Source organism: Clostridium pasteurianum DSM 525 = ATCC 6013, from assembly GCF_000807255.1.
In the GTDB taxonomy this organism is placed as follows: Bacteria; Bacillota; Clostridia; order Clostridiales; family Clostridiaceae; genus Clostridium_I; species Clostridium_I pasteurianum.
The window spans coordinates 2,713,191-2,734,961 of sequence record NZ_CP009268.1 but is presented as its reverse complement, the minus strand read 5'-3'; the positions used below and the strand labels follow the sequence as shown (position 1 = coordinate 2,734,961).

Genomic DNA, 21,771 nt, shown 5'->3' with positions numbered 1-21,771 from the left:
TAAATTACATACGCATTTCCATTGGAAGAGCAAATAATATAAGATTTACAACTGCTAAAAATACTAATAATATTGTATAAACAACTGTGGTTTTTATGGAATTTTTGTTTCCATAAGTATGCTTTGAAATCTTATATACAGTATATATTGAACCTAAAGCTCCAATAACAATTAATATATATTGAAGGGCTTGTATAGTTTCATTATCTAATAGAGCTGTTGATCCATGCATGTTTACCCCGAAAAGTTCTACAAAGGTGAAAATTACAGATTTACCTTCTGCTAGTAAATGAAATAAGTTATGAGCTATATGAGCTGCTAAATCTAATGGTATAATAGCATATCCAAATCTGGCAAAATTTTGTCTAACTGAGTCTCCATTAAATTTCTTTGCAATCAATCCTGTTACAGAAAGTAGAATAATAGGAATTAGCATTGCAATAATAAAAGTTACAGTGAAAGTTACATAGTAGCTTGTAGTTCCAGTTGTGCGTTCAAGCCAGCTTAATATATCTTTCCATATAGCCAGCATAGTGATATTTTGAACAAATACAATACCCATAATTACAACAGCAAGGAATGATTCCGGAAGCTTTGGCTTACGAATAGACCATAATTCTTTAGTAGGTACGCGTGGATACATTTTAATGGAATCATTAGGACAATTTTTTACACAATTACCACAAAAATTACATTCTGCATTGGTTTCCATAGCTCTTGGGAACTCAAACATTGGACATCCATCAGCTTTTTCACTACCTTTATAGCAGGCAAGTACCTTACATTTAGCACATTTTTCAGGAGTTGCTCTTAGTTCCATCATACCAACTCTTGTATAGTTGCTAGATACACCGCCAAGGAAGCATAGATATCTACACCAGGTTCTGCGTTCAAAGAACGCACCTGAAAAAATAACTCCAGCGGTAATAATCAGTAGTACAACTGCTGAACCACGAGGGGATTCAACAACTCCCCAAACATGGTCGCTCCAGGTTATCATTATAAACATTGCATCTATAATCCATATTCCATATTTTCTCAAGAATTTAGGAACTGGACGATTATTGCCAACAAACTTTTGTACAAGATCATTTATAAGTCCAAAGGGACATATAGCACACCAAAATCTTCCAAGGAGAAATAACATGATTGGAAGTAAAGGCCACCAGAGCACCCATGTACCAGCTGTACCAAAGTTGTCGTGAGCAACAGATGGGCCAACTAATAATTCATAGACAATAAAAGCAAAAACTATTAAAACTGGCCACTGAAATATACCAGGATACCATCTGCTTTGCATAAATTTTTTAAACATTTTATTTTTAAGTAAATTTACATTGGACGAGGAATTAGAATCTTTTTTATCCTCATATTTTGTTTTTTCTTTTTCTTCCATAAGAATTATTACCTCGCTTTCTAGGCTGCTGAAGCTTTCTTCTTACTTTTAGATACTGCAGCGATAATAATGATTAAAGCAACTAAACCTAGGAAACCACCTATTACAAACCAATTGGGACCAGAACTAGACACTTTTACATCAAAATCAGCCATTTTTTCCTGATTTGCTGCTGTAAAATCTGTTTTAATTGTCCAATTACCTTTATCAGAGAAATTTACGGTTCCAGTATATTCTCCCTTTTCATGACCTGGTTTAAAGTCAATAGCTTCAGGCTTAGAATTATTCATCTTCATGTCATCCATATTATTACCTGGCATATCAGCAGTTACTTTAACATTTGCATTTTCTATTGGTTGTCCCTTTGTATCATAAAGTTTAATTGTTAATTCATTATCGCCAGTTTTCAATGTATCACTGCTTAAAATTAAGTCTGCTTTTATTCCATCTACATTTTTCTCGATTTTAGTTCCGTCGCTATCCGCCAGTGCTGTTGTGGATAATGCAAGTACGAAAAGTAAACCTAACACTACATTTTTGATTAATTTTTTTTTCATATCGTAAAATTCCTCCTATTAAATAAATTTCATTAAAACATTAACTGGTGATTTTTTTATTAAATATCTTAGGTAAAATAAATCTATCAAGTCCTAAAATATATGCATTGGTACCAGCAACCATAAGTAAAATAGCTGCAGTATATAAAATAGGATTTGTACTAGTTGTACCTGCTAACATATAGTTTAAATTCATGAAAGCTCCTGCAATAAGACCAACAATAGTTAAAGCTCCAAGAATTAAAGAAATACCAACTAATATTTCTCCAAATGCAACTAAATAACTAAAAATTTTAGCATTAGGCAGGGCGAAGCTTTTAATAAAACTTGCATACCACCATTGTACTAATGGATGCTCTCCTGTGGCTTTTGCAAGCGCACCCTTTAGAAAGCCTGTTATGGATACACCAGCTTTACTTCCAATCCAACCTTGCCCGGTAATTTTTTCTATTCCTGCAGTTAGCCACTGATATCCAAGCCAAATACGCAGAACTGTCCAAATTATACTAAATCTTTTGTCACGAAATATTTTCATAGTTTTATTTCCTCCAATTTATATTTTTAAATGCCAGACATTTTTTATAATAAATTTATAAAAGTCTAATATATAACAACATAATCTCAGATATTTCATATGCAATACCTGAGTTATGGACACAATAAATAAGTGAGTAGTATGTTTCTTCCTTATATAATTTGTTAGTATATATATTGAAGCGAATGGCCTAAGTATATAAATTTTATATGAAGATATTATGAAGATAAAAATAAATTTAGAAGGTAAGCATATAGTGTTAATTAAAATTTTTTTCTCCTTATAATTGTAATCTTCATAAGATTAACATATTAATCTGATAAAATAATTTAGAAATATATACATTAATAAGAAATATAGTTTTAAATTCTATTTATTATAAAATTACAAATATATGAAACTAACTGTGATGTATAAGTTTATATATAAATTTGGAGGTAATATTTTTGCAGAGTATTAGGAGAAGACTAGGTATAATAATAATTTTTTGTTCAATTATTGCTGTAATTTTATCAGCACTATTTGTTAACTGGGCACTTAACAGCACATTTAATAAATATATGATGAACACTCAAAATCAAAGAAATCAAAGAATTGTCGATTATTTTCAACAAATATATAAAAGGGATAAAAAATGGACTGTAAATTCTGGAGAAGAAATGATGCATGAAGCTTATATGAGCAACTATTGTTTAACTCTCTTAGATGATAATAAAAATGTAATTTGGGGTATGAATCCAAATGACATAAGAGAAAGATATCACTTAATGATGCAGAGGGCTGGAAATAATAATGGAGTCTATACATCAAATTTCTTTGAAATTAAGACAGATGGAAAAATTGTAGGATATGTAGAAATTGGTCAGTATTCTCCAATTTTGTTATCTCAGCAGGATATAAATTTTAAAATATCAATAAATAGAAGTATTATTATTAGTGTTTTAATAACAATTTTTATAGCTGTTATAATCAGTATAATCATATCGAAACAATTTTCTGCACCTATTAAAGCAGTATCAGATACTTCAGTTAAACTTTCTAATGGAAATTATGATTCTGTTTCCAATATAAAAAGTAATATAAAAGAACTGAATAATCTCACTGAAAGCATAAATACATTAGGTAAGAGATTGAAAGAACAGGATCAGCTTAGAAAAAGATTAGTTTCAGATATTTCTCATGAAATAAGAACTCCACTAAATATTCTTCAAAATAATTTAGAAGCTATGATTGACGGAATATTTCCTGTAAATGAGGAGCGTTTAAATTATCTAAATGATGAGGTTATAAGGTTTGGAAAATTATTAAATAATTTAAATCTTTTAAAAGAATTCGAAGAAGAAAAATTAACTCTTAATACAACTACTATATTTTTAGATGAACTCGTATCTTCTGTAAGTAATGAGTTCTATATTGACTTTGAAAATAAAAATATTAAATTTAATTTAAATATTGATAAGGATAAGGATTTTCAAATAATAGGAGATGAAGATAAAATTAAACAGGTTTTTATAAATTTGTTAAGCAATGCCATTAAATTTACTCAGGCTGGAGGAAATGTGTGGGTTAATATAGATGCAAATAAGGATAAGGTTATAGTTAAAGTTAAAGATGATGGTATGGGTATAAAAAGGGAAGATTTGCCTTATATTTTTGAAAGATTATATAGAGGAGATAAGAGTCGACATGAAATAGAAGGGAGCGGTATAGGATTAACTATTGTAAAAAGAATACTTACTCTTCACTCTGCAACCATTAATGTTGAAAGTGTCGTTGGTATAGGGACATCATTTACATTATATTTCAATAAGAAAATGTCTTAATATGTGATTAAAATAATGGGAATAATTATCAAAGATTTCGCTTCTTTAATGAATATTTAAAAAGCGGATAAAAAGTTTACTTATAATCTTGATAATTAGTAATGATCTATATATTTATAAAATAAGGAGAATAAGAATGAATAATATTTTAATAATTGAGGATGAAGCAAAAGTATCAGAGGTAATTAAAGCCTATCTTGAAAGAGAAGGATATAAAGTATATTGTGCAATTAAAGGATATGACGGACTTAATCTATTCAATAAAATGGATTTTCAGCTGATTATATTGGATTTGATGCTTCCAGATATTGATGGGGAAGAGGTTTGTAAGTTTATAAGAAAAACATCCGATGTGCATATATTCATGCTTACTGCAAAAGTGGAATTAAGTGACAAAATCCAAGGACTTAATATTGGAGCTGATGAATACCTTACTAAACCATTAAGTCCAAGAGAACTTACCGCAAGGGTAAATGCTTTGTTTAGAAGGGTAGATTCAAATAAAACAACAATGCTTTCCTATGATAATGGAAAACTTAAGATTGATAAAGAAAAGAGAAGTGTGCTATTAAAAGGAGAAGATATAATTTTGACTCCAAATGAATTTGATATTTTATATACACTTGCTTTAAATGAGGGTAAAGTTCTATCACGAGAACAGCTTATTCAAAATGTATATGGTATCGATTTTGAAGGATATGACAGAACTGTAGATGTCCATATTAAAAATCTAAGAAAAAAAATAGAGGATAACAGTAAAACACCTCAATATATAATCACTGTTGTTAAAGTGGGGTATAAATTTGGTGGCAAAAGGGATATATAATATTGTTTTAAAGCATTTTATTAAAAGAAAAAGTTAAGTGATTAGTTTCACAATTATCTTCATAAAATCTACATGGTGTTATATTATAATAAATCAATAAAATAACTAAAGATTTATTTGTACTGAGGTGTATAGCTTGAAATATCATAAAATACAAATCAAATTAGATAATCCACTTACTTTCTTAAAGTATTTTAAAAATGAAGAAAGTTTTTTCTTTTATAATCCATTGAAAAAGGAATTTATTTTTGGAGCAAAGCGTTTAAAAGCCCTGTCTTTGGAGGAATGTTTAAAGGACTATCCATATACTTTTTCATCAATGACCTTTTTTAATTCCATCAAAGATGAAAAGTGGTCAGGCTTTGGAAATGAAAATATTGCATTTGAATATTATTTAATTGAAAAGAAAGGTATACAGACGCTTTATTATTTGAAAGATTTTGTTGAAATTGAAAATATGAAAGTGGAATTTTATAGACATTCTTTTAGATATGAAATGGATGATTATAATTCTTGGGAGCAGCTATTTTCTGCTGCTCATAATGCTATATTGAATAAAGAATTAAATAAAGTTGTTATTTCAAGAGAGGTTAAAATTAAATGTAATGGGTCAATAAATACAGAAAGTATTTTACAAAATCTTTTGAAGCAGAATGCAAATAGTTTTATATTTTCATATCGTAAAGATGGAAAAACTTTTCTGGGTGCAACACCTGAAATTTTAATTCAAAAAGAAAAAAATAATATTTTAAGCTATGCCTTAGCTGGTACTGTTTTGCGGAGTTATAAAGAGGATGAGGGTGAAGGGGAAGGATTGTTAGTTGATATCAAAAATCGTCATGAACATCAAATCGTCATTGACTCGATAGTTAATTCTATGAGGAATTTTACAGATGAATTGACAGTGGATGAAACAAAGATTTTGGAACTTAAAAATTTATATCATTTACAAACTTGTATTCATGGGAAAAATACAAGCAGAACTCTGCTTCAATGGGTAAAGTTGCTTCATCCTACACCTGCACTGGGAGGAGATCCCGTAAATAAAGCATTGGAACTTATTAAAAGATATGAAAAGCATGAAAGAGGTCTGTATGCGGCACCAATAGGAATAATAGATGAAAATGGAGACGGAATATTTGTAGTGGGGATACGATCTGCATTGATTGAAAAAAATATAGTCTATGCGTACAGCGGCTGTGGTATAGTGGATAAATCAAATTGCAAAAGTGAATATATTGAAACTACAAATAAATTGAAAACTATAATTGAAAGTTTATCCGATAAATAAGATTTATTGATAGTTGAGAGGGGAAAGAAATGACAAATTACATTGCAGCTTTAGTTGATGAATTATATGAATTAGGTGTTCGTGAGGTTGTAATTAGTCCTGGATCACGTTCTACGCCTTTAGCATATTTATTTTGCGAGCATAACTTTAATAATTTTGTGAATGTTGATGAACGATCCTCCGCCTTTTTTGCACTTGGAATTGCAAAGGAGCATGAAAGACCGGTGGTATTAGTGTGTACTTCAGGTTCAGCAGCAGCAAATTATTTACCTGCAATTGTAGAAGCAAAATATTCAGGAGTGCCATTAATTATTTTAACAGCTGACCGTCCGCCTGAATTGCGTAATGTTGGGGCGCCACAGACAATTGATCAAAATAAAATATTTAATAATTTCACTAAGTATTATGAAGAATTACATTTACCCGAGGAAAATGAAAATATGTACCGTTATGTGCGTGTGGTTATGCAAAGGGCATATTCAAATGCCATGTCAAAAGAATATGGCGTAGTTCATATTAATATACCGCTTAGAGACCCTTTAATTCCAGAGTTTGAAGAGTTGAATTTCACTAAAGGACGATTTGAAAATAAATTTGAATATATAAAAGGTGAAAATCAAGTTATTTTTGAATCTTCAATTCTTAAGAATAAGAATGGTATTATTATTTGTGGGGGAGATGCCTATTCAAATTACCATAAAGAAGTTATAAAACTAGGAGAACGCTTAAAAGTACCTGTATTAGCAGATCCAATTTCCAATTTTAGAAATTATTCAAAAGATATCATTGTTGATAGCTATGATGCATTTTTAAAAAGTGATGATATTAAAAGAGAATTGAAGCCTGAGTTTATCATTCACTTCGGGCAAGTGGCTGTATCAAAACGCCTTCAACAATTTTTGTCTATGCATAAAGATGCTCTATATCTACAAGTATCTGAAACATTTTACTACCATAATCCAGCCCTTTCAACGAAAAAATATATTGTTTCATCACCAAGAGCGTTTGCTCAGTCTATTTCAATTGAAAATAGCAGCACAACTTATTTATCAAAATGGCTAAATTATCAAGATGAAATGAGAAAACAATTAAATAGCACTAAAGAGGAAGCAAAGTTGTTCGAAGGAAAATTGATTCAAAGTTTGCAAAATCTCCTTCCATCTGGAAGCAGATTGGTTGTTTCAAATAGTATGGCAATTCGCGATGTAGATTATTTCTTTGAAGCACGAAATCAAAATATCAAGGTATTGTGCAACAGAGGGGCAAATGGAATAGATGGTATTGTTTCCACCGCATTAGGAATATCTACATCAAATAAGCCAACGGTATTGTTGACTGGTGATTTGTCCTTTTATTATGATTTAAATGGATTATTAATTGGCAAAGCAAATAATTTAAATTTGATTATTTTGTTATTAAATAATAATGGTGGAGGTATATTTAGGTATTTACCACAAAGTAAAGAAAAAAATTTCAGTTATTTATTTTTAACTCCTCATGAGATAAACTTTGAAGGTATAAAAACTTTATATGGTATAACATATTATAAAGCAATTGACTATAAATCATTTGAAAATGCTTTCAATGAAGCATTAATTTTAGATGGAATTAAGCTTATTGAAGTGAGAATTGATTCTGAGTTAAGTAAGAGGCTGCATGATAAATATACAACTTTGTAAAATAAGTTATTACGAATATTTTAAACTTAGGAAAGTTTAATTGTTATATATCCAATGTTGTATAGATTCATAATAGCTCCATAATTAAACAGTACAATAAATATATAAAGAAAAATAATTATGGGAGTGATATTAAATGAAAAATAAAATTTTAGTTTTAGTACTATCAGGTGTACTTGCAGTAGGAATTATTTCAGTTGTATATGCACAGGGAAGAAATAACACAAGTTCCGATAATTCCAGTAGCCCAATGATGAGTGCACAAAATATAGGATCTCAGTTAAAGGATAGCTTTAACAATATGATAAAAATAATGCAGGATAATGGTTTTAGTGATGAAGCAAAGGCTATGCAAAATAGAGATTATGATGCTATGAATAAGTTTATGAATAATTTGAATGATACTGATTATAAAAAGATGATTGATATAATGCAAAGCAATGGATACGGGTCTATGGCTAACATGATGAAATCCGTAGATAAAGGCAATATGACACAAATGCATCAGGACATGATGGGAAGATAATTAGTTAAAATCTCAGATGCTTTACGATTAAAAATAAGATTTGCAATACATTTTAACAAAACAGATGTTAAAATTTTTTAAATATATGTTTATACAATTTTTATATAGTCTTCATATTCTCTTTATATTAAATCATTATAATGTAAAGAGAAAAATTTTGTTTAAAACGTACTAAGGAAGAGAGGAAACTACATGAGACGGGGGATAGTTTTACTAGTAGCCATAGCAATTAGCAGTTCCATATTTTCTTATGCATATGGAGCAGGGATTCAGGACAGTCAAAACAAACTAAATGAAATAAACAAGTCTATTCAGCAAAGTAAGGACAGTCTAAATAATGTTACTGCAGACAAAAATAATGCAGAAAAAGAATTGGAAAACTTAGATAAAGACATGAATCAAGTGGGTTCACAAATTCAGAAACTAAATGGTAAAATTGCAAATCTAAATTATCAGATAAAGGAAAAAGAAAATGATATTGAAGTAAAAAAACAGGAATTTTCTAAAGAAAATCAATTGTTTAAATCAAGAGTTAGAGCTATGTATCAGTCAGGAAATAGTGGATATTTGGAAGTAATCCTAAATTCAAAGAATTTTTCTGATGTCATAAGTAGAATAGATATGGTAAAAAGAATCATTGCTTATGATAAAGCACTTATGTCTGATATTAAAGATAGGCAGGAGAGTCTGGAGAAAAATAGGCTGGAACTTGAGAGTAATAAGAACATTGCAGCTAAATTAAAGAATGAGGCAGACGGAAAATATAAGTCTTTGCAGACCACAGCCAATGAAAAAAAGCAATTAGTTGAAAAGCTTGAAAAGGACAAGAATTTTTATGAAAATATGATTTCCAAAGAACAGTCTGAATCTCAGAAACTTGAGAAATCTATTCAAGAAATTAAAAAAGAAAGCAGCAGAATTGTGGCTTCAAGAGGGGGGAATATTGGTGCATCTTCTTCACAAAGCAGTTCTCAAGGAGATAAAATCAGTACATCGTCTTCAAAAATTAGTTCTAAAGGAAACTTGTTTTCTGTAACAGGGAGCTCTTATCCTATAACCTCTCCTTTTGGTATGAGGTTTCACCCTGTTTTAAATTACAGCAGACTTCATGCAGGTATGGATATAGGTGTACCAATGGGTACTCCGATTTATGCTTTAAAGGATGGAGTGGTCATTGCTGCAGAGTCCATGTCCGGATATGGAAATGTAGTAATGATTAATCATGGAGATATAACTTCTGTGTATGCACATAATTCCTCATTAGCTGTGTCGGTAGGTCAGAAAATAAAAGGTGGACAGCTAATTTCATATTCAGGTAATTCTGGTGTGTCTTCAGGAGCACATCTTCATTTTGAAATAAGAAATTCAAGTGGACAACCTATAGAGCCTAGTGGTTATTATGTAAATTAAATTTTGGTATTTAATGTTAATAAAAAACAAATGATAGAAAAATATATATTTTGAATTAATAGGGTATTTATTGTATTTAAGGCAATAAATACCCTATTGGTTTTGAAAGAATTTTATTAAAATAGACTATGCTATATGCCCTCATAAATTAGATTATTATCTTTAATGTTTTTTATTTTACCAGTAAGTATTGTTTCATTGACCATGTTTTGTATCATTTTTCTAGAGATTGTTTTATCTTCATATATAACTTTTATTTTTTTAGATTCAAGACTTAGTTCTAAGCTCTTTACACCTGGAAGATTGCTTAGGCATTTAACTACGTTTATTAGACACCTATTACATAACATATTATATTGTTTAAATTTAACTATACTATCTTTCATATATAAAACCTCCTTAGTAGTAAGATACAAAATTTATATGTAGATTATATGAAAAAATAAGAAAATTACTTTTTAGATTTAATTGTAATTGCAAGTAATTCACAATGATAAGAAGTATATTTAAAGGAGATACAATTATCTTCATAATATCTTTATAAGTATTTTGTACAATAAGTTTTAAGAAAATATAAGAATGATGAATATACAAGCTTGCAAGGTGATAGCATGATTATTGAAATTGAAAATATTAAATATCATTTTGAAATAAAGGGTGAAGGCAAACCAATTGTTTGTTTACATGGCTTTTCTGAAAATTTAAGTACTTGGAATTTACTTGAATTAAAGGGACATCAACTGATATTGATAGATTTTATTGGGCATGGAGAAAGTGATAAACCATACTTACGTAAATATTATAGCTTGAAAGTGATAATTAAACACTTAAATAAGCTCATTTATCAATTAAACTTAAAAAAATATTCAATGTTAGGTTATTCCATGGGGGGAAGAATTGCCTTAGCCTATGCGGTAGCTTATTCACAGGAAATTGATAAACTGATTTTGGAAAGTTCATCCTATGGTGAAGCGGGATTCATAAATCGCTTTAAACGAAGAAGAAGGGATTTGAATTTGGCAAAAAATATACTGAAAAATGGAATAGAATGGTTTGATGAGTATTGGTCAAATTTGAGTATATTCCAATCACAAAGAAAACTACAAAAACATACTATAGATGAAATAAGAAAAAGACGTTTATCGAACAGAACTTATGCACTTTCAAATACGTTGCTGTGCACTGGACAAGGAAAATTTCCATGTATGAAAAGTCATATAAGTAAATTATCTATGTCTCTATTATACATCAGTGGAGAATATGATAAAAAATATAAGCATATAGGTGAAAATTTTAAAGAATTCAATGCTAACATTAAACATGAAACAATGAAGGGTGTGGGACATAATGCACATATTGAAGCACCTGATGCTTTTATTGAAGTTTTAAGTAAATTTTTATAAGAAATCTTTCATAGTAAAAATCTTATATCTGTATTATAAGTAATAAAATTATAAAACATTAAAATGTAGAAAGGAGTCACAAGATGAACAAATTTCCTTGGAGAGAATTAAAACGTAATTATGAAGATGTTATTTATGAAGTATATAATGGAATTGCAAAGATCACAATCAATCGTCCTGAAGTGCGTAATGCATTTCGTCCAAAAACAATTATGGAATTAATTGATGCTTTTACCTTAGCTCGTGAAGATGAAAGAGTAGGTGTAATTATTTTAACAGGCGCAAATCATGGGCAAGATCAGGATAAAGAGGCATTTTGTTCTGGTGGAGATCAGAAGGTACGTGGCCATGGTGGTTATGTTGGAGATGATAATATACCACGTTTAAATGTTTTAGATTTACAACATCTGATTAGAATACTTCCAAAACCGGTTATAGCAATGGTAAATGGTTATGCAATTGGTGGTGGACATGTATTACATATAGTATGTGATTTAACAATTGCTTCTGAGAATGCCAAGTTTGGACAGACAGGACCAAAGGTAGGTTCTTTTGATGGTGGATATGGAGCAGGGTATCTGGCACGTATTATTGGTCATAAAAAAGCACGAGAAATTTGGTATCTATGCCGTCAATATACTGCTAATGAAGCACTTGATATGGGTCTGGTGAATGCGGTGGTGGCCTTTGATGAATTGGAAGAAGAAACAGTAAAATGGGCAAAAGAAATCTTACAGCATTCACCTACAGCCTTACGTTTCTTAAAAGCATCTTTTAATGCCGATACCGATGGATTGGCCGGTTTGCAGCAATTAGCTGGAGATGCTACATTATTATTTTACACTACAGAGGAAGCAAAAGAAGGACGAGATGCCTTTAAAGAAAAGCGAAATCCTGATTTTGAGCAATTTCCTAAATTTCCGTAGAGTAGTATTAAACTATATAACTAGATGATAAGAGTAAAAAATAGTGAAAATGAATTTGATAAAGGTGAAAAAATGAATTGGCTTAAAAAGTATAGTGTTGAAAGACCTGATAAAAAATTTATTAATGATCTAACATTTAGAAAAGTATATGAGAGTGTAACAGACTTGGCTAAAAAACTATTTTCATATGTAAAAAATGAGAAAAGAGTTGCTCTTTATGCCAATAATTCAGATGATATGGCACTTTTCTTTTTGGCACTTCAATTTTTAAATAAAGAAGTGTTGATGCTGAATACACGTTTAACTGATGAAGAAATAAAAAAACAATTAAAATTATTAAAGGTTCAAATTGTTTTTTCTTATGATAATAAATTTATATCCTTTAGTAAAGTATATAAAAGTGAAAAACAAGATATAAAATTGGTAGAAGAATTTGATGAAGAAAGTATTGCAGTTATAATGAATACCAGTGCCACAACAGGAGAATTTAAATCAGTACCTATACGCTGGAAGCAGTTTTACTCTCATGTAAAAGCATCTCAAAAAAGTCTTGGAGTAACAGAGAAGGATAATTGGCTTGTGGCATTACCAATGTATCACATTAGCGGATTATCCATTTTAATACGAAGCTTATACAATGGAACTTCTATTACCATATTAGAGAAATTTCACGAAGAACAAGTTATAAAATTAATTGAGAACGATAGAATAAACATGATATCTATTGTGCCAACAATGTTAAATAGGATTGTGGATAAGATTGGAAAGCATAATTTACGTGTAGTGTTAGTAGGTGGTGAATTTATTCCTAAGCCGATGGTTGAGAAAAGTATAGCAAAAAATATCCCCATTTACAAAACTTATGGAATGACTGAAACAACAAGTCAAGTTACAACCTTTTCTGTATTAGATTATCCAGAAAAAATTGATTCTGTGGGATTGCCGCTTGAAAAAGTAACTGTTAACATTGAAAACCCTGATAAAAAAGGCATTGGGGAAGTTGTAATTAAAAGTCCAATGCTAATGGATGGATATATTGAAAAGAAAAAAGTTTTTAATTGTTTTAATTCAGAAGATGTAGGCTATATAGATGAAGATGGATTTCTATATATACTTGATCGCCGCAAAAATATAATTATTTCTGGTGGAGAGAATATATATCCAAAAGAGATTGAAAATATTTTATATGCACATCCCAAAATACAGGAATGTGCAGTGGTAGGGGAAAAGGATGACAGATGGGGACAAGTTCCTATACTATATGTGGTTTCTCCAATAGATAGACAAGAAATATTAGCCTATCTTTCAAGTAAACTGGCAAAATATAAATTACCTAAAAAAATTATTTATCTAGAAGAGCTGCCTAAAAATGCTTCAGGGAAAATATTAAAAAAGAATTTCACCTGACTAACTTGGCGTAAGTCTCCCACGCACTCTGTAAAAGTGGGAGTTCAACGCCAAGTAAGCCATGCATTTGCAGTTCTAAAATTCAGATGGGGTAAAAGAATCCCCACCTGAATTAAGAACTTGCTTCAAAAGAGGTTGATTAGATGCGAATTAATAGAATAGAACTTTTCCATGTTAGAATTCCTCTGAATTTTATATTTAAAACATCAAAAACTGCTATAGATCATCGTGAGACAATTATAATTAAAGTTACTGATGAACTTCAGAATAAAGGTTATGGTGAAGTAGTTGCATTTAGTGAACCCTCTTATACTAATGAAACATTAATAGATTCCAAGTATGTATTAATGTATAATTATATTCCAGATATAATACGCAAGGATATTAAACATCCCTTTGATATTCATAAATGGATCAAGCCATTTTATCCAATGGCGCTTGCAGCACTGGAAAATGCTTTGGTAGATTTATATGCTAAAAGGCAAAAACAATCCATTATGGATGTTGTATTTAGTGAAGGAACTAATGATGACATATATGCAGGAATTGTATTAGGAGACCAAGATGTTCAGACATTAATTAAACAAATTGACCATTATCAAAGTGAAGGGTATGTTCGTTTTAAAATAAAGATTAAACCAGAAGATGGATTTTTAAAATTGAAGACTATTAGAGAAAAATATGCTAATATTCAATTGCTAGCTGATGCCAATAAAAGCTATAAGTTTCAACAAATTAATGAATTGAAGAAATTGGATGAACTAGACTTACTTTGCATAGAGGAACCCCTAGATTCAGTGGATTTTTTAGAATATCAAAGACTTCAAAAAGAGCTGAAGACCCTCATATGTCTTGATGAAAGTATTCAAACAATTAATGATTTAATAACAGCAATTGAACTTAAAGCCTTCAAGGTATTAAACATAAAAGTAGGACGTGTGGGGGGACTATATTATGCAAAAAAAATGATTGAATTATGCAGAAAAAGCAATATTGAGTATTGGGTAGGAAGTATGGTGGAAAGTGGTATTTCTAAAGCATTGCATGTACATTTAGCCAGTCTAAAGGATACTTATATTCCTGGAGATTTGTCATCATCAAATCGATACTTTAAAAGGGATATAATTAAACCAGAAATAATAGTTAAGAATGGTATTATTAAAGTACCAGAAGGCTATGGCTTAGGTGTAGATATTGACAAAGCATCATTAAAAAATTATACAATTGACTACAAGAAAATAGGTGATTAATAGTATATGAACTTAATAGAGGGTTTAAATATTGAATATGTCCATGTATATGAAAGTGGACTTGAGGCTAAAATGACTTTGACACAATTTCATGATCAAACCTTTGGCTATTTGCATGGTGGTGCAACTATTGCCTTTGGAGAAACTATTGCTGGATACGCTTCAAATAAAAAGATAAATAAAGATGAAATGGCAGTAGGTCAAAATATTACTGCAAATCATATGAAGCCAAAAAAAATAGAAGGTTATATTATTGCAAAAGGGAAGCTTATGCGTAAGGGAAAGACATCTCATGTCTGGAGTATAGAAATGTTTGATGAAGATAAGTTGTTAATTTCATATTTAACTGTTACAAATTCCATTATTAAGTCAAATAAAGATTAGCTGTTATGATTTACTAGAAAGCTATTTTTATGTTAAGAATAGACACTTAAGTGAGGAGAGATGAGAATATGAGTTTTAAGTCAATAATAAAACTTATGGATATAAAAACTCTTGTTGCAGGAACTATTCCTGTAATTTTAGGTTCAATATATTCATTTTATGCTTTTAAAAAATTTAATATTCTTTATTTTATATTATTGATATTTGCCATGATATTGATTCAAAGTTCTACTAATATGATTAATGACTATTTTGATTTTAAACGAGGAGCAGATAATGGAAAGAGTGGTAATGAAAAAGCTTTAATAAGCGGTGAGATTACCTCTAACCAGGTATTGTTTATTATAGTTATATATGAAGTGATTGCTTCTATAATTGGTATTTTTATAGCCAGTCAAACAAGCTATTATATTTTACTGGTTGCTGTTGTAGGAGGTATTGTTTCAGTATTATATGCTTTTGGACCTTTGCCAATTTCCTATACACCCATAGGCGAAGCAGTGTCAGGAGTAACTATGGGTATTGGTATAACTACCACGGTGATTTATATTCATTCAGATGTATTTACCTTGAATACAGTGCTGGTAGCAGTTCCTACTGCTCTATTTATTGGTACTATATTATTGTCTAATAATTTAAGTGATTTACAAGAGGATAGATTAGTTGGAAGAAAAACTTTACCTATAATTATTGGCGTCAAAAATGCTGAGAAGCTGTGGATATTTAATGTAATAGGACTGCTTGTATTGACTGCTGCTTTAGTAGTAATGAATATTTATCCTGTTGTTGTACTGGCACCTGTTATTGTGTTTTTTCCATATAAATCAATCTCTAATTTTTTATCCTATGATAAGAATGTTCATACAAAGGGAAGAACAATGGGTCTTATTGGACAGGTTGGATTGAAATACCATATAACAGTAATTGCAGGTTTATTAATATCAATTTTAATCTCTTCATTTATTCAATAATACCTAACTTGATTCTTCTTAAGCAATAGTCTAGTTCTTCTTTATTTTCTAGTCTATTGTTATTTTTTACTATTGGAATAAAAACTTGTACTTTAGTACTATATCTAAATACTTTTAATACATATGGACTTTTTTTATTTAAGACCATGTATATAAAACAGGCGAATTGTCTATTTATAAGGGCGGAATATATTAATTCTTGATTTTTTAAAATTATAATTTCTTTTAGATTATTGTATTTATGCTGAATTAAATCATTTTTATCTCTAATTTTATTAGATATTTTTCTTGGCATATATTATACTCCTTTGAATTTAATTTTTATATATTTAGATTTTTATTGACAAAAATATATTAAGACAATATTGTATGCTAAGCATTCATAATCCGCATTTTTAAAACTACAATTCTGAATTTAAGTTTAAATTGATTTTTGTCATAAATTTTTAGAAAATAATGGGAAAATAGCCTGATTTAAGATCTGTCATAGGTGTAAATACAATATAGCTTGCAGTTAAAATTTAAAATACAAATTATATATTTTTATAGATAGGGATTTAAGGCTTAGTTAGTTCTTGACAGCCTGATATTATTTGATTTTAGAATTAGCATGTTATGTATTGAGATAATTGAATAGCTGGACTTTTATAATGCCATTTGAAGCATTGGAAATATTCATTCCCAATACTTACTTACAATTGCATTGCTGAAAGTCTGATTATTAGAGCTTTTAATACTATTGTGGAAAGCATTAGAATAATTATTAAAGTAAATAATCTGATTTTAATTAATTTAATTCCAATATACCAGTATCTTTTTAATATTTCTGACTTACAGTAGTTTAAGCATTTTCAGCTTTACTATGTGAGAATGTTAAAATATGATCAACCATGTTTATTAAGCTATCTTTATAGGTCGAAGCTTTAAAATTTTTTAATGAATTTTTAGCTTTTTCACCAAAATAATTAGCATCTTCCAAAGTTACATTATTTATGGTTTTTATATCGCCATCCATATAATCATCAATTATTTGGTATGTCATACCAAGATTTAAGCCGTATTCTTCTAAATCTAATATTTCCTCTTCACTTCCTCCGGCAATTTCACATCCTAAGCTGCAGCAAATCCCCATAAAAGAAGCTGTTTTGCCCTTTATGATATTGAAATACCTTTCTCTATCCGGTAGAGTATTTTGAGCCTGATCTACTTCAGCAGCACACATATTTGCAGTTACTTGAATCAAATTGTGCACTAATTTTTTAGGAAGGTATTTATTAATGATCAAAAAAGCATGAGCATAAAGTACATCACCAGTCAGCACAGATATCTTTTTTCCGTAGGTTTTATTTAAGGTTTTTTGACCTCTGCGAAAGATATCATCATCAATGACATCATCATGAATTAAACTTGCACTATGTATGAGCTCTACCGCTACAGCCAGCTGTAATAGTGAAGATTCAGCATGAGTTGAAAGCTTTGAATTTATAGTTCCTGCTGACAATAAGACTAAGGTAGGACGAAGATGTTTACCTGGAATCTTAAAAAAATAATCTATGATTTCATGTATTGAATTATAAATCATACTTGAACTTAAATTTTCAAGTTCTCTTTCTACTTGATCAAGTTCACTTATTATTGGTTTATAAATTTCTTGAAATTTCATTTATTCTCAAAACCTTTCTTATATTATTCAGGATAATCAAAAAATTCTCACTTAATTGATATTGTGGTTAATTATATAAAAAAGATGTAAAGATAATATGTAGATATTAAGGTGTCTTAAAAAGTATGTTTACTTATTTTTTTAAATCTTCATAATATCTTTATATTATTTTGTAATTATTGTCTTTAGATAGATTTAACTAGTAGAGTAATGAATAAAAACATTTCTCTTTGAGAGTTAGATGGAGAGGAGATAAAATGTTACAAAATTTTCTGATGATAGGAATTTTTCTCGTAGCCTCATTTGTCTTTGGAATGGTTGTCTTGTTAACTGCTTACTTTGTAAGACCTAATAAGCCCAATAAAGAAAAGCTATCTACTTATGAGTGTGGTGTTGAGACTACTGGCTCAACTTGGATAAGGTTTAAAGCCAGTTATTTTATGTATGCCTTGGTATTCCTGTTTTTTGATGTTGAAACAGTTTTTCTTTTACCCTGGGCAGTGAAATTTAAGACTCTGGGCTTATTTGCCTTTGCTGAGATGTTTATTTTTATTGGTATTCTAATCATTGGTTTATGGTATGCGTGGAAAGAGGGGGCATTAGAGTGGAAATAAAATCTGAACAGAATAAATTTATTCAAGAGGAGATAGAAAAAAATATTAAATTAACTAAATTAGATGATGCATTAAATTTTTGTCGTGCTCATTCTTTTTGGCCGCTAACATTTGGTTTAGCCTGCTGTGCTATTGAAATGATGGCAGCAGGAGGTGCTCGTTATGATATTGCACGCTTTGGCTATGAAGTTTTTCGTGCTTCACCAAGGCAGGCAGATTTGATGATCGTTGCTGGGACTATTACTGAAAAAATGGCACCTGTAGTGAAAAAAATTTACGAACAAATGCCAGAACCAAAATGGGTAATTGCTATGGGAAGCTGCGCTACCAGTGGTGGTCCTTTTGTAGACTCCTATAGTGTTGTCCCTGGTGCAGATACTTTTTTACCAGTAGATGTCTATATTCCAGGTTGCCCTCCCCGGCCTGAAGCATTACTTCATGGACTTTTAACGTTAAAGGAAAAAATTATTCATCCGAAAGAGGTGGGTATGAGTGAGTAAAATTTGTGAACGGATGATTTCGTCATTAAAAGAAGAGTATCAGCAAAATGTTGAAATCATAGAAAATACGCAAATGGCTATTTGTATAGAAGTTAATATTTTTTTAGGAACTGTAAAAAAGGTAAAAGAGTATGGTTTTAATTTTTTAGTGGATTTGACGGCAGTGGAAGAAGAAGGATTAAGCTGTATTTATCATTTTATGTCCTTAAGAACTCATGAGCTAATTAGAATCAAGGTAAAACTTGATGAAAAACTTGAGATTCCTTCATTGACTAAGGATTGGACGGCGGCCAATGTTCAGGAAAGAGAAGTATATGATCTATTTGGGATTAACTTTACTGGCCATCCGAATTTAAAGAGGATATTGTGTCCAGATAATTTTATTGGACATCCACTGCGAAAAGATTTTAAAATTATTCAGCGAAGATAGAGAGGAGGTTTGGTGATGATACAAGAGAATGTGTTTCATACTGAGGAAATGACTCTAAATTTTGGACCACAGCATCCTAGTACTCATGGGGTATATCGAGCAATTTTTACTTTGGATGGGGAGAGTATTGTCAATGTGGAAAATGTTATTGGCTACTTACATAGAGGTATGGAAAAATTAGCTGAATCCAGAACCTATACCCAATTTATACCTTATACCGATAGATTGGATTACTTATCCGGGATGTTAAATGAATTAGGTTATGTTCAAACGGTGGAGAAGCTTATGGAAATTAAGGTTCCAGAAAGAGCCGAATATATTCGCATCATTATGGCTGAACTGCAGAGAATAGCCAGTCACCAAGTTTTTTTAGGCAGTATGGCAATTGATCTCAATGGCCATACCCCTTGGATGTATTTTTTTAGAGATAGAGAAAAAATTTTGGATTTATTTGAAATGGTTTGTGGCTCCAGAATGACAACAAATTATATGCGCATTGGAGGAGTAAGTCAGGATCTGCCTGAGGAATTTATTCCAAATTTAAGAAATTTCCTTACAGAGATGGACAAAAATTTTGTAGAATATGAACGCATTATTACAGGCAATGAAATTTTTCAGGCCAGAACTAAAGATGTGGGCATTATTAATGGGGAAAGAGCTTTGGATTATGGATTGACAGGTCCAAATTTGAGGGCCTCCGGTATTGATTTGGACTTAAGGCGTGATGTACCCTATGGTATTTATGATCGTTTCAAATTCAAGGTGATTGTCGGGAAAAATGGTGACTGCTACGAAAGATGGCTAATGCGTATTGGTGAAATGGAGGAAAGTATAAAAATTATTAAACAAGCATTACAGCAAATTCAAGAGGGACCAATCTTAGCTAAAGTTCCTAGAATGATAAAACCACCAAAGGGAGATGTTTATCATCAAATTGAGGGATCTAAAGGTGTTTTAGGTTATTATCTTGTAAGCGACGGATCCAATAAACCTTATAGACTTCACATTCATGGACCATCCTTTGTTAATCTTGGTGCCTTCCCTGAAATGGCTAAAGAAGGTACAATTCAGGATGCAGTGGCTATTTTAGCCTCATTAGATCCCATATTGGGTGAAGTGGATAGATAATAGGAGGGAAAAATGGAAAATATCTTTATAAATATATCTAACTGGGCTGAAAAATTGATTTTGGCATTAGGAATACCCAATGTTTTGGTGAGTATCATTATGAGTATTATTTATTTTATAGCTATTGTAGTTTTTGTTTTGTTAAATGCTATGTATTTAATCTATTTAGAGAGAAAATTTTGCGGCTTTTTGCAGCAGCGTCTTGGACCAAATAGATTCGGTCCTCGGGGGATTCTTCAGAGCCTTGCCGATGTGGTTAAGCTTTTAGGTAAAGAAGATATTATTCCCAGTAAAGCAGATAGATGGGTTTTTAGGTTGGCATCTTTATTAGTTATGGTTCCTGCTCTATTAGTTTACGCGGTTTTACCCTTTGGCAAAAATATGATTGCAGCTAATTTAAATTTGGGTGTAATTTATTTTATAGCCATTTCAGGAACCGCTTCCGTACCCATTCTAATGGCAGGATGGGGATCTAATAATAAATATTCTCTCCTAGGGGGAATGCGAGTAGTTGCCCAAATGATAAGCTATGAAATACCTATGATTTTTTCTCTTCTTGGCATTGTCATGCTGAGTGGTTCTTTAAATCTAGGAGAAATCATTTCAGCACAACATAATGTCTGGTTCATTTTTTTACAGCCTATTGCCTTTGTTGTTTACTTTATTGCTGCAACAGCAGAGCTGAATAGGGGACCTTTTGACTTACCTGAAGGAGAGCAGGAGATAGTAGCTGGACCATTTACAGAATATAGTGGAATGCGATATGCACTTTTTTATCTTGCTGAATACACCAATATGTTTGCTATTTCGGCACTTATGGTAACCTTGTTTTTTGGTGGAGCCAGCGGTCCCATATTACCTTCCTGGATTTGGTTTATCTTAAAAACCTATGTAATAATTTTATTATTTATGCTGGTTCGCTGGACTTTTCCTAGATTTAGGTTGGATCATATGATGTCTTTAAATTGGAAATATCTTATTCCTATTTCTTTGATGAATGTTTTATTTACGGGAATAGGTGTTAAGATATTTCAGTTAATTAAGGGGTGAGC

23 protein-coding genes are annotated in these 21,771 nt (G+C 30.6%); 17 read left to right on the top strand and 6 right to left on the bottom strand.

Translation table 11 applies throughout. From position 1 onward, the window contains the following. Positions 1-4 precede the first annotated feature (4 nt). Genes CLPA_RS12425 through CLPA_RS12415 form a run of 3 tightly spaced genes read right to left on the bottom strand, consistent with a single transcriptional unit; the run spans position 5 to position 2,488 of the window. The gene (locus tag CLPA_RS12425) at positions 5-1,396 is read right to left on the bottom strand and encodes a 4Fe-4S binding protein (RefSeq protein WP_003447391.1); all 1,392 of its coding nucleotides are present in this window, start codon (positions 1,394-1,396) and stop codon (positions 5-7) included. A 20-nt stretch (positions 1,397-1,416) separates the two neighbouring features. Beyond that, a complete protein-coding gene (locus CLPA_RS12420) occupies positions 1,417-1,953 on the bottom strand; it encodes a FixH family protein (protein ID WP_003447393.1) in 537 nt (178 codons plus the stop codon). Positions 1,954-1,993: 40 nt separating this feature from the next. Continuing rightward, the gene (locus tag CLPA_RS12415) at positions 1,994-2,488 is read right to left on the bottom strand and encodes a DoxX family membrane protein (protein ID WP_003447396.1); all 495 of its coding nucleotides are present in this window, start codon (positions 2,486-2,488) and stop codon (positions 1,994-1,996) included. 446 nt (positions 2,489-2,934) lie between these two features. Here CLPA_RS12415 and CLPA_RS12410 point away from each other — a divergent pair, with 446 nt between their 5' ends. The 6 genes from CLPA_RS12410 to CLPA_RS20125 all read left to right on the top strand — a co-directional run bounded on the left by CLPA_RS12410 (position 2,935) and on the right by CLPA_RS20125 (position 10,043). Next, positions 2,935-4,311 carry a sensor histidine kinase gene (locus tag CLPA_RS12410; RefSeq protein WP_003447398.1) on the top strand — a complete coding sequence of 459 codons (1,377 nt, stop codon included), beginning with the start codon at positions 2,935-2,937 and terminating at the stop codon, positions 4,309-4,311. 136 nt (positions 4,312-4,447) lie between these two features. Beyond that, positions 4,448-5,137 carry a response regulator transcription factor gene (locus tag CLPA_RS12405; RefSeq protein WP_003447400.1) on the top strand — a complete coding sequence of 230 codons (690 nt, stop codon included), beginning with the start codon at positions 4,448-4,450 and terminating at the stop codon, positions 5,135-5,137. Positions 5,138-5,273: 136 nt separating this feature from the next. Further along, complete coding sequence (locus CLPA_RS12400) at positions 5,274-6,428, top strand: isochorismate synthase (protein WP_003447401.1); 1,155 nt, start codon at positions 5,274-5,276, stop codon at positions 6,426-6,428. Positions 6,429-6,457: 29 nt separating this feature from the next. Next, positions 6,458-8,107, top strand: a complete 1,650-nt coding sequence (gene menD, locus CLPA_RS12395) for a 2-succinyl-5-enolpyruvyl-6-hydroxy-3-cyclohexene-1-carboxylic-acid synthase (protein WP_003447403.1) — start codon at positions 6,458-6,460, stop codon at positions 8,105-8,107. Between the two features lie 136 nt (positions 8,108-8,243). Beyond that, positions 8,244-8,633: a hypothetical protein gene (locus CLPA_RS12390; protein ID WP_003447405.1), complete on the top strand. Its 390-nt coding sequence runs from the start codon at positions 8,244-8,246 to the stop codon at positions 8,631-8,633. A gap of 192 nt (positions 8,634-8,825) precedes the next feature. Further along, entirely contained in the window at positions 8,826-10,043 is a 1,218-nt protein-coding gene (locus CLPA_RS20125; protein ID WP_003447407.1) for a murein hydrolase activator EnvC family protein, read from the top strand. A 131-nt stretch (positions 10,044-10,174) separates the two neighbouring features. Here the strand turns inward: CLPA_RS20125 and CLPA_RS12380 are convergent, their stop codons facing one another. After that, positions 10,175-10,429, bottom strand: coding sequence for a heavy-metal-associated domain-containing protein (locus tag CLPA_RS12380; protein WP_003447409.1), 255 nt, complete (start codon positions 10,427-10,429; stop codon positions 10,175-10,177). A gap of 225 nt (positions 10,430-10,654) precedes the next feature. On the opposite strand from CLPA_RS12380, the gene menH reads away from it, so the two are divergent. From menH to CLPA_RS12350, 6 genes are all read left to right on the top strand, one after another. Next, entirely contained in the window at positions 10,655-11,446 is a 792-nt protein-coding gene (gene menH, locus CLPA_RS12375) for a 2-succinyl-6-hydroxy-2,4-cyclohexadiene-1-carboxylate synthase (protein ID WP_003447411.1), read from the top strand. Positions 11,447-11,529: 83 nt separating this feature from the next. Further along, positions 11,530-12,372 (top strand): 1,4-dihydroxy-2-naphthoyl-CoA synthase, encoded by an 843-nt coding sequence (gene menB, locus CLPA_RS12370; RefSeq protein WP_003447413.1) that lies wholly within the window; start codon positions 11,530-11,532, stop codon positions 12,370-12,372. Positions 12,373-12,396: 24 nt separating this feature from the next. Next, the gene (menE, locus tag CLPA_RS12365; RefSeq protein ID WP_003447415.1) at positions 12,397-13,779 is read left to right on the top strand and encodes an o-succinylbenzoate--CoA ligase; all 1,383 of its coding nucleotides are present in this window, start codon (positions 12,397-12,399) and stop codon (positions 13,777-13,779) included. 143 nt (positions 13,780-13,922) lie between these two features. Then, positions 13,923-15,029, top strand: a complete 1,107-nt coding sequence (gene menC / locus CLPA_RS12360; protein WP_003447417.1) for an o-succinylbenzoate synthase — start codon at positions 13,923-13,925, stop codon at positions 15,027-15,029. Between the two features lie 6 nt (positions 15,030-15,035). After that, positions 15,036-15,413 (top strand): PaaI family thioesterase, encoded by a 378-nt coding sequence (locus CLPA_RS12355; RefSeq protein ID WP_003447419.1) that lies wholly within the window; start codon positions 15,036-15,038, stop codon positions 15,411-15,413. 68 nt (positions 15,414-15,481) lie between these two features. Beyond that, the gene (locus tag CLPA_RS12350) at positions 15,482-16,384 is read left to right on the top strand and encodes a prenyltransferase (RefSeq protein WP_003447421.1); all 903 of its coding nucleotides are present in this window, start codon (positions 15,482-15,484) and stop codon (positions 16,382-16,384) included. Here CLPA_RS12350 and CLPA_RS12345 read toward each other — a convergent pair. Further along, positions 16,374-16,679: a hypothetical protein gene (locus tag CLPA_RS12345; RefSeq protein ID WP_003447423.1), complete on the bottom strand. Its 306-nt coding sequence runs from the start codon at positions 16,677-16,679 to the stop codon at positions 16,374-16,376. The two genes, CLPA_RS12350 and CLPA_RS12345, sit on opposite strands and share 11 nt — an antisense overlap. Before the next feature lie 546 nt (positions 16,680-17,225). Next, entirely contained in the window at positions 17,226-18,047 is an 822-nt protein-coding gene (locus CLPA_RS12340; protein ID WP_003447425.1) for a polyprenyl synthetase family protein, read from the bottom strand. Positions 18,048-18,304: 257 nt separating this feature from the next. Between CLPA_RS12340 and CLPA_RS12335 the strand changes: the two genes are divergently transcribed. Genes CLPA_RS12335 through nuoH form a run of 5 tightly spaced genes read left to right on the top strand, consistent with a single transcriptional unit; the run spans position 18,305 to position 21,769 of the window. After that, a complete protein-coding gene (locus CLPA_RS12335; RefSeq protein ID WP_003447428.1) occupies positions 18,305-18,661 on the top strand; it encodes an NADH-quinone oxidoreductase subunit A in 357 nt (118 codons plus the stop codon). Further along, positions 18,622-19,161 carry an NADH-quinone oxidoreductase subunit B gene (locus CLPA_RS12330; protein ID WP_418219437.1) on the top strand — a complete coding sequence of 180 codons (540 nt, stop codon included), beginning with the start codon at positions 18,622-18,624 and terminating at the stop codon, positions 19,159-19,161. Before CLPA_RS12335 ends, CLPA_RS12330 begins: the two co-directional genes overlap by 40 nt. After that, a complete protein-coding gene (locus CLPA_RS12325; protein ID WP_003447432.1) occupies positions 19,154-19,591 on the top strand; it encodes an NADH-quinone oxidoreductase subunit C in 438 nt (145 codons plus the stop codon). Before CLPA_RS12330 ends, CLPA_RS12325 begins: the two co-directional genes overlap by 8 nt. A 15-nt stretch (positions 19,592-19,606) precedes the next feature. Then, positions 19,607-20,719 (top strand): NADH-quinone oxidoreductase subunit D, encoded by a 1,113-nt coding sequence (locus CLPA_RS12320; RefSeq protein ID WP_003447434.1) that lies wholly within the window; start codon positions 19,607-19,609, stop codon positions 20,717-20,719. Between the two features lie 12 nt (positions 20,720-20,731). Next, positions 20,732-21,769 (top strand): NADH-quinone oxidoreductase subunit NuoH, encoded by a 1,038-nt coding sequence (gene nuoH, locus CLPA_RS12315; RefSeq protein ID WP_003447436.1) that lies wholly within the window; start codon positions 20,732-20,734, stop codon positions 21,767-21,769. The last annotated feature ends 2 nt before the right edge of the window (positions 21,770-21,771 follow it).

Excerpts from the sequence above, each read along its gene's own strand:
- CLPA_RS12425 (WP_003447391.1), bottom strand. The coding sequence starts at position 1,396 with ATGGAAGAAAAAGAAAAAACAAAATATGAGGATAAAAAAGATTCTAAT.
- CLPA_RS12420 (WP_003447393.1), bottom strand. The coding sequence starts at position 1,953 with ATGAAAAAAAAATTAATCAAAAATGTAGTGTTAGGTTTACTTTTCGTA.
- CLPA_RS12415 (WP_003447396.1), bottom strand. The coding sequence starts at position 2,488 with ATGAAAATATTTCGTGACAAAAGATTTAGTATAATTTGGACAGTTCTG.
- CLPA_RS12405 (WP_003447400.1), top strand. The coding sequence starts at position 4,448 with ATGAATAATATTTTAATAATTGAGGATGAAGCAAAAGTATCAGAGGTA.
- menD (WP_003447403.1), top strand. The coding sequence starts at position 6,458 with ATGACAAATTACATTGCAGCTTTAGTTGATGAATTATATGAATTAGGT.
- CLPA_RS12390 (WP_003447405.1), top strand. The coding sequence starts at position 8,244 with ATGAAAAATAAAATTTTAGTTTTAGTACTATCAGGTGTACTTGCAGTA.
- CLPA_RS20125 (WP_003447407.1), top strand. The coding sequence starts at position 8,826 with ATGAGACGGGGGATAGTTTTACTAGTAGCCATAGCAATTAGCAGTTCC.
- CLPA_RS12380 (WP_003447409.1), bottom strand. The coding sequence starts at position 10,429 with ATGAAAGATAGTATAGTTAAATTTAAACAATATAATATGTTATGTAAT.
- menH (WP_003447411.1), top strand. The coding sequence starts at position 10,655 with ATGATTATTGAAATTGAAAATATTAAATATCATTTTGAAATAAAGGGT.
- menB (WP_003447413.1), top strand. The coding sequence starts at position 11,530 with ATGAACAAATTTCCTTGGAGAGAATTAAAACGTAATTATGAAGATGTT.
- menE (WP_003447415.1), top strand. The coding sequence starts at position 12,397 with ATGATAAGAGTAAAAAATAGTGAAAATGAATTTGATAAAGGTGAAAAA.
- menC (WP_003447417.1), top strand. The coding sequence starts at position 13,923 with ATGCGAATTAATAGAATAGAACTTTTCCATGTTAGAATTCCTCTGAAT.
- CLPA_RS12355 (WP_003447419.1), top strand. The coding sequence starts at position 15,036 with ATGAACTTAATAGAGGGTTTAAATATTGAATATGTCCATGTATATGAA.
- CLPA_RS12350 (WP_003447421.1), top strand. The coding sequence starts at position 15,482 with ATGAGTTTTAAGTCAATAATAAAACTTATGGATATAAAAACTCTTGTT.
- CLPA_RS12345 (WP_003447423.1), bottom strand. The coding sequence starts at position 16,679 with ATGCCAAGAAAAATATCTAATAAAATTAGAGATAAAAATGATTTAATT.
- CLPA_RS12340 (WP_003447425.1), bottom strand. The coding sequence starts at position 18,047 with ATGAAATTTCAAGAAATTTATAAACCAATAATAAGTGAACTTGATCAA.
- CLPA_RS12335 (WP_003447428.1), top strand. The coding sequence starts at position 18,305 with ATGTTACAAAATTTTCTGATGATAGGAATTTTTCTCGTAGCCTCATTT.
- CLPA_RS12330 (WP_418219437.1), top strand. The coding sequence starts at position 18,622 with ATGGTATGCGTGGAAAGAGGGGGCATTAGAGTGGAAATAAAATCTGAA.
- CLPA_RS12320 (WP_003447434.1), top strand. The coding sequence starts at position 19,607 with ATGATACAAGAGAATGTGTTTCATACTGAGGAAATGACTCTAAATTTT.
- nuoH (WP_003447436.1), top strand. The coding sequence starts at position 20,732 with ATGGAAAATATCTTTATAAATATATCTAACTGGGCTGAAAAATTGATT.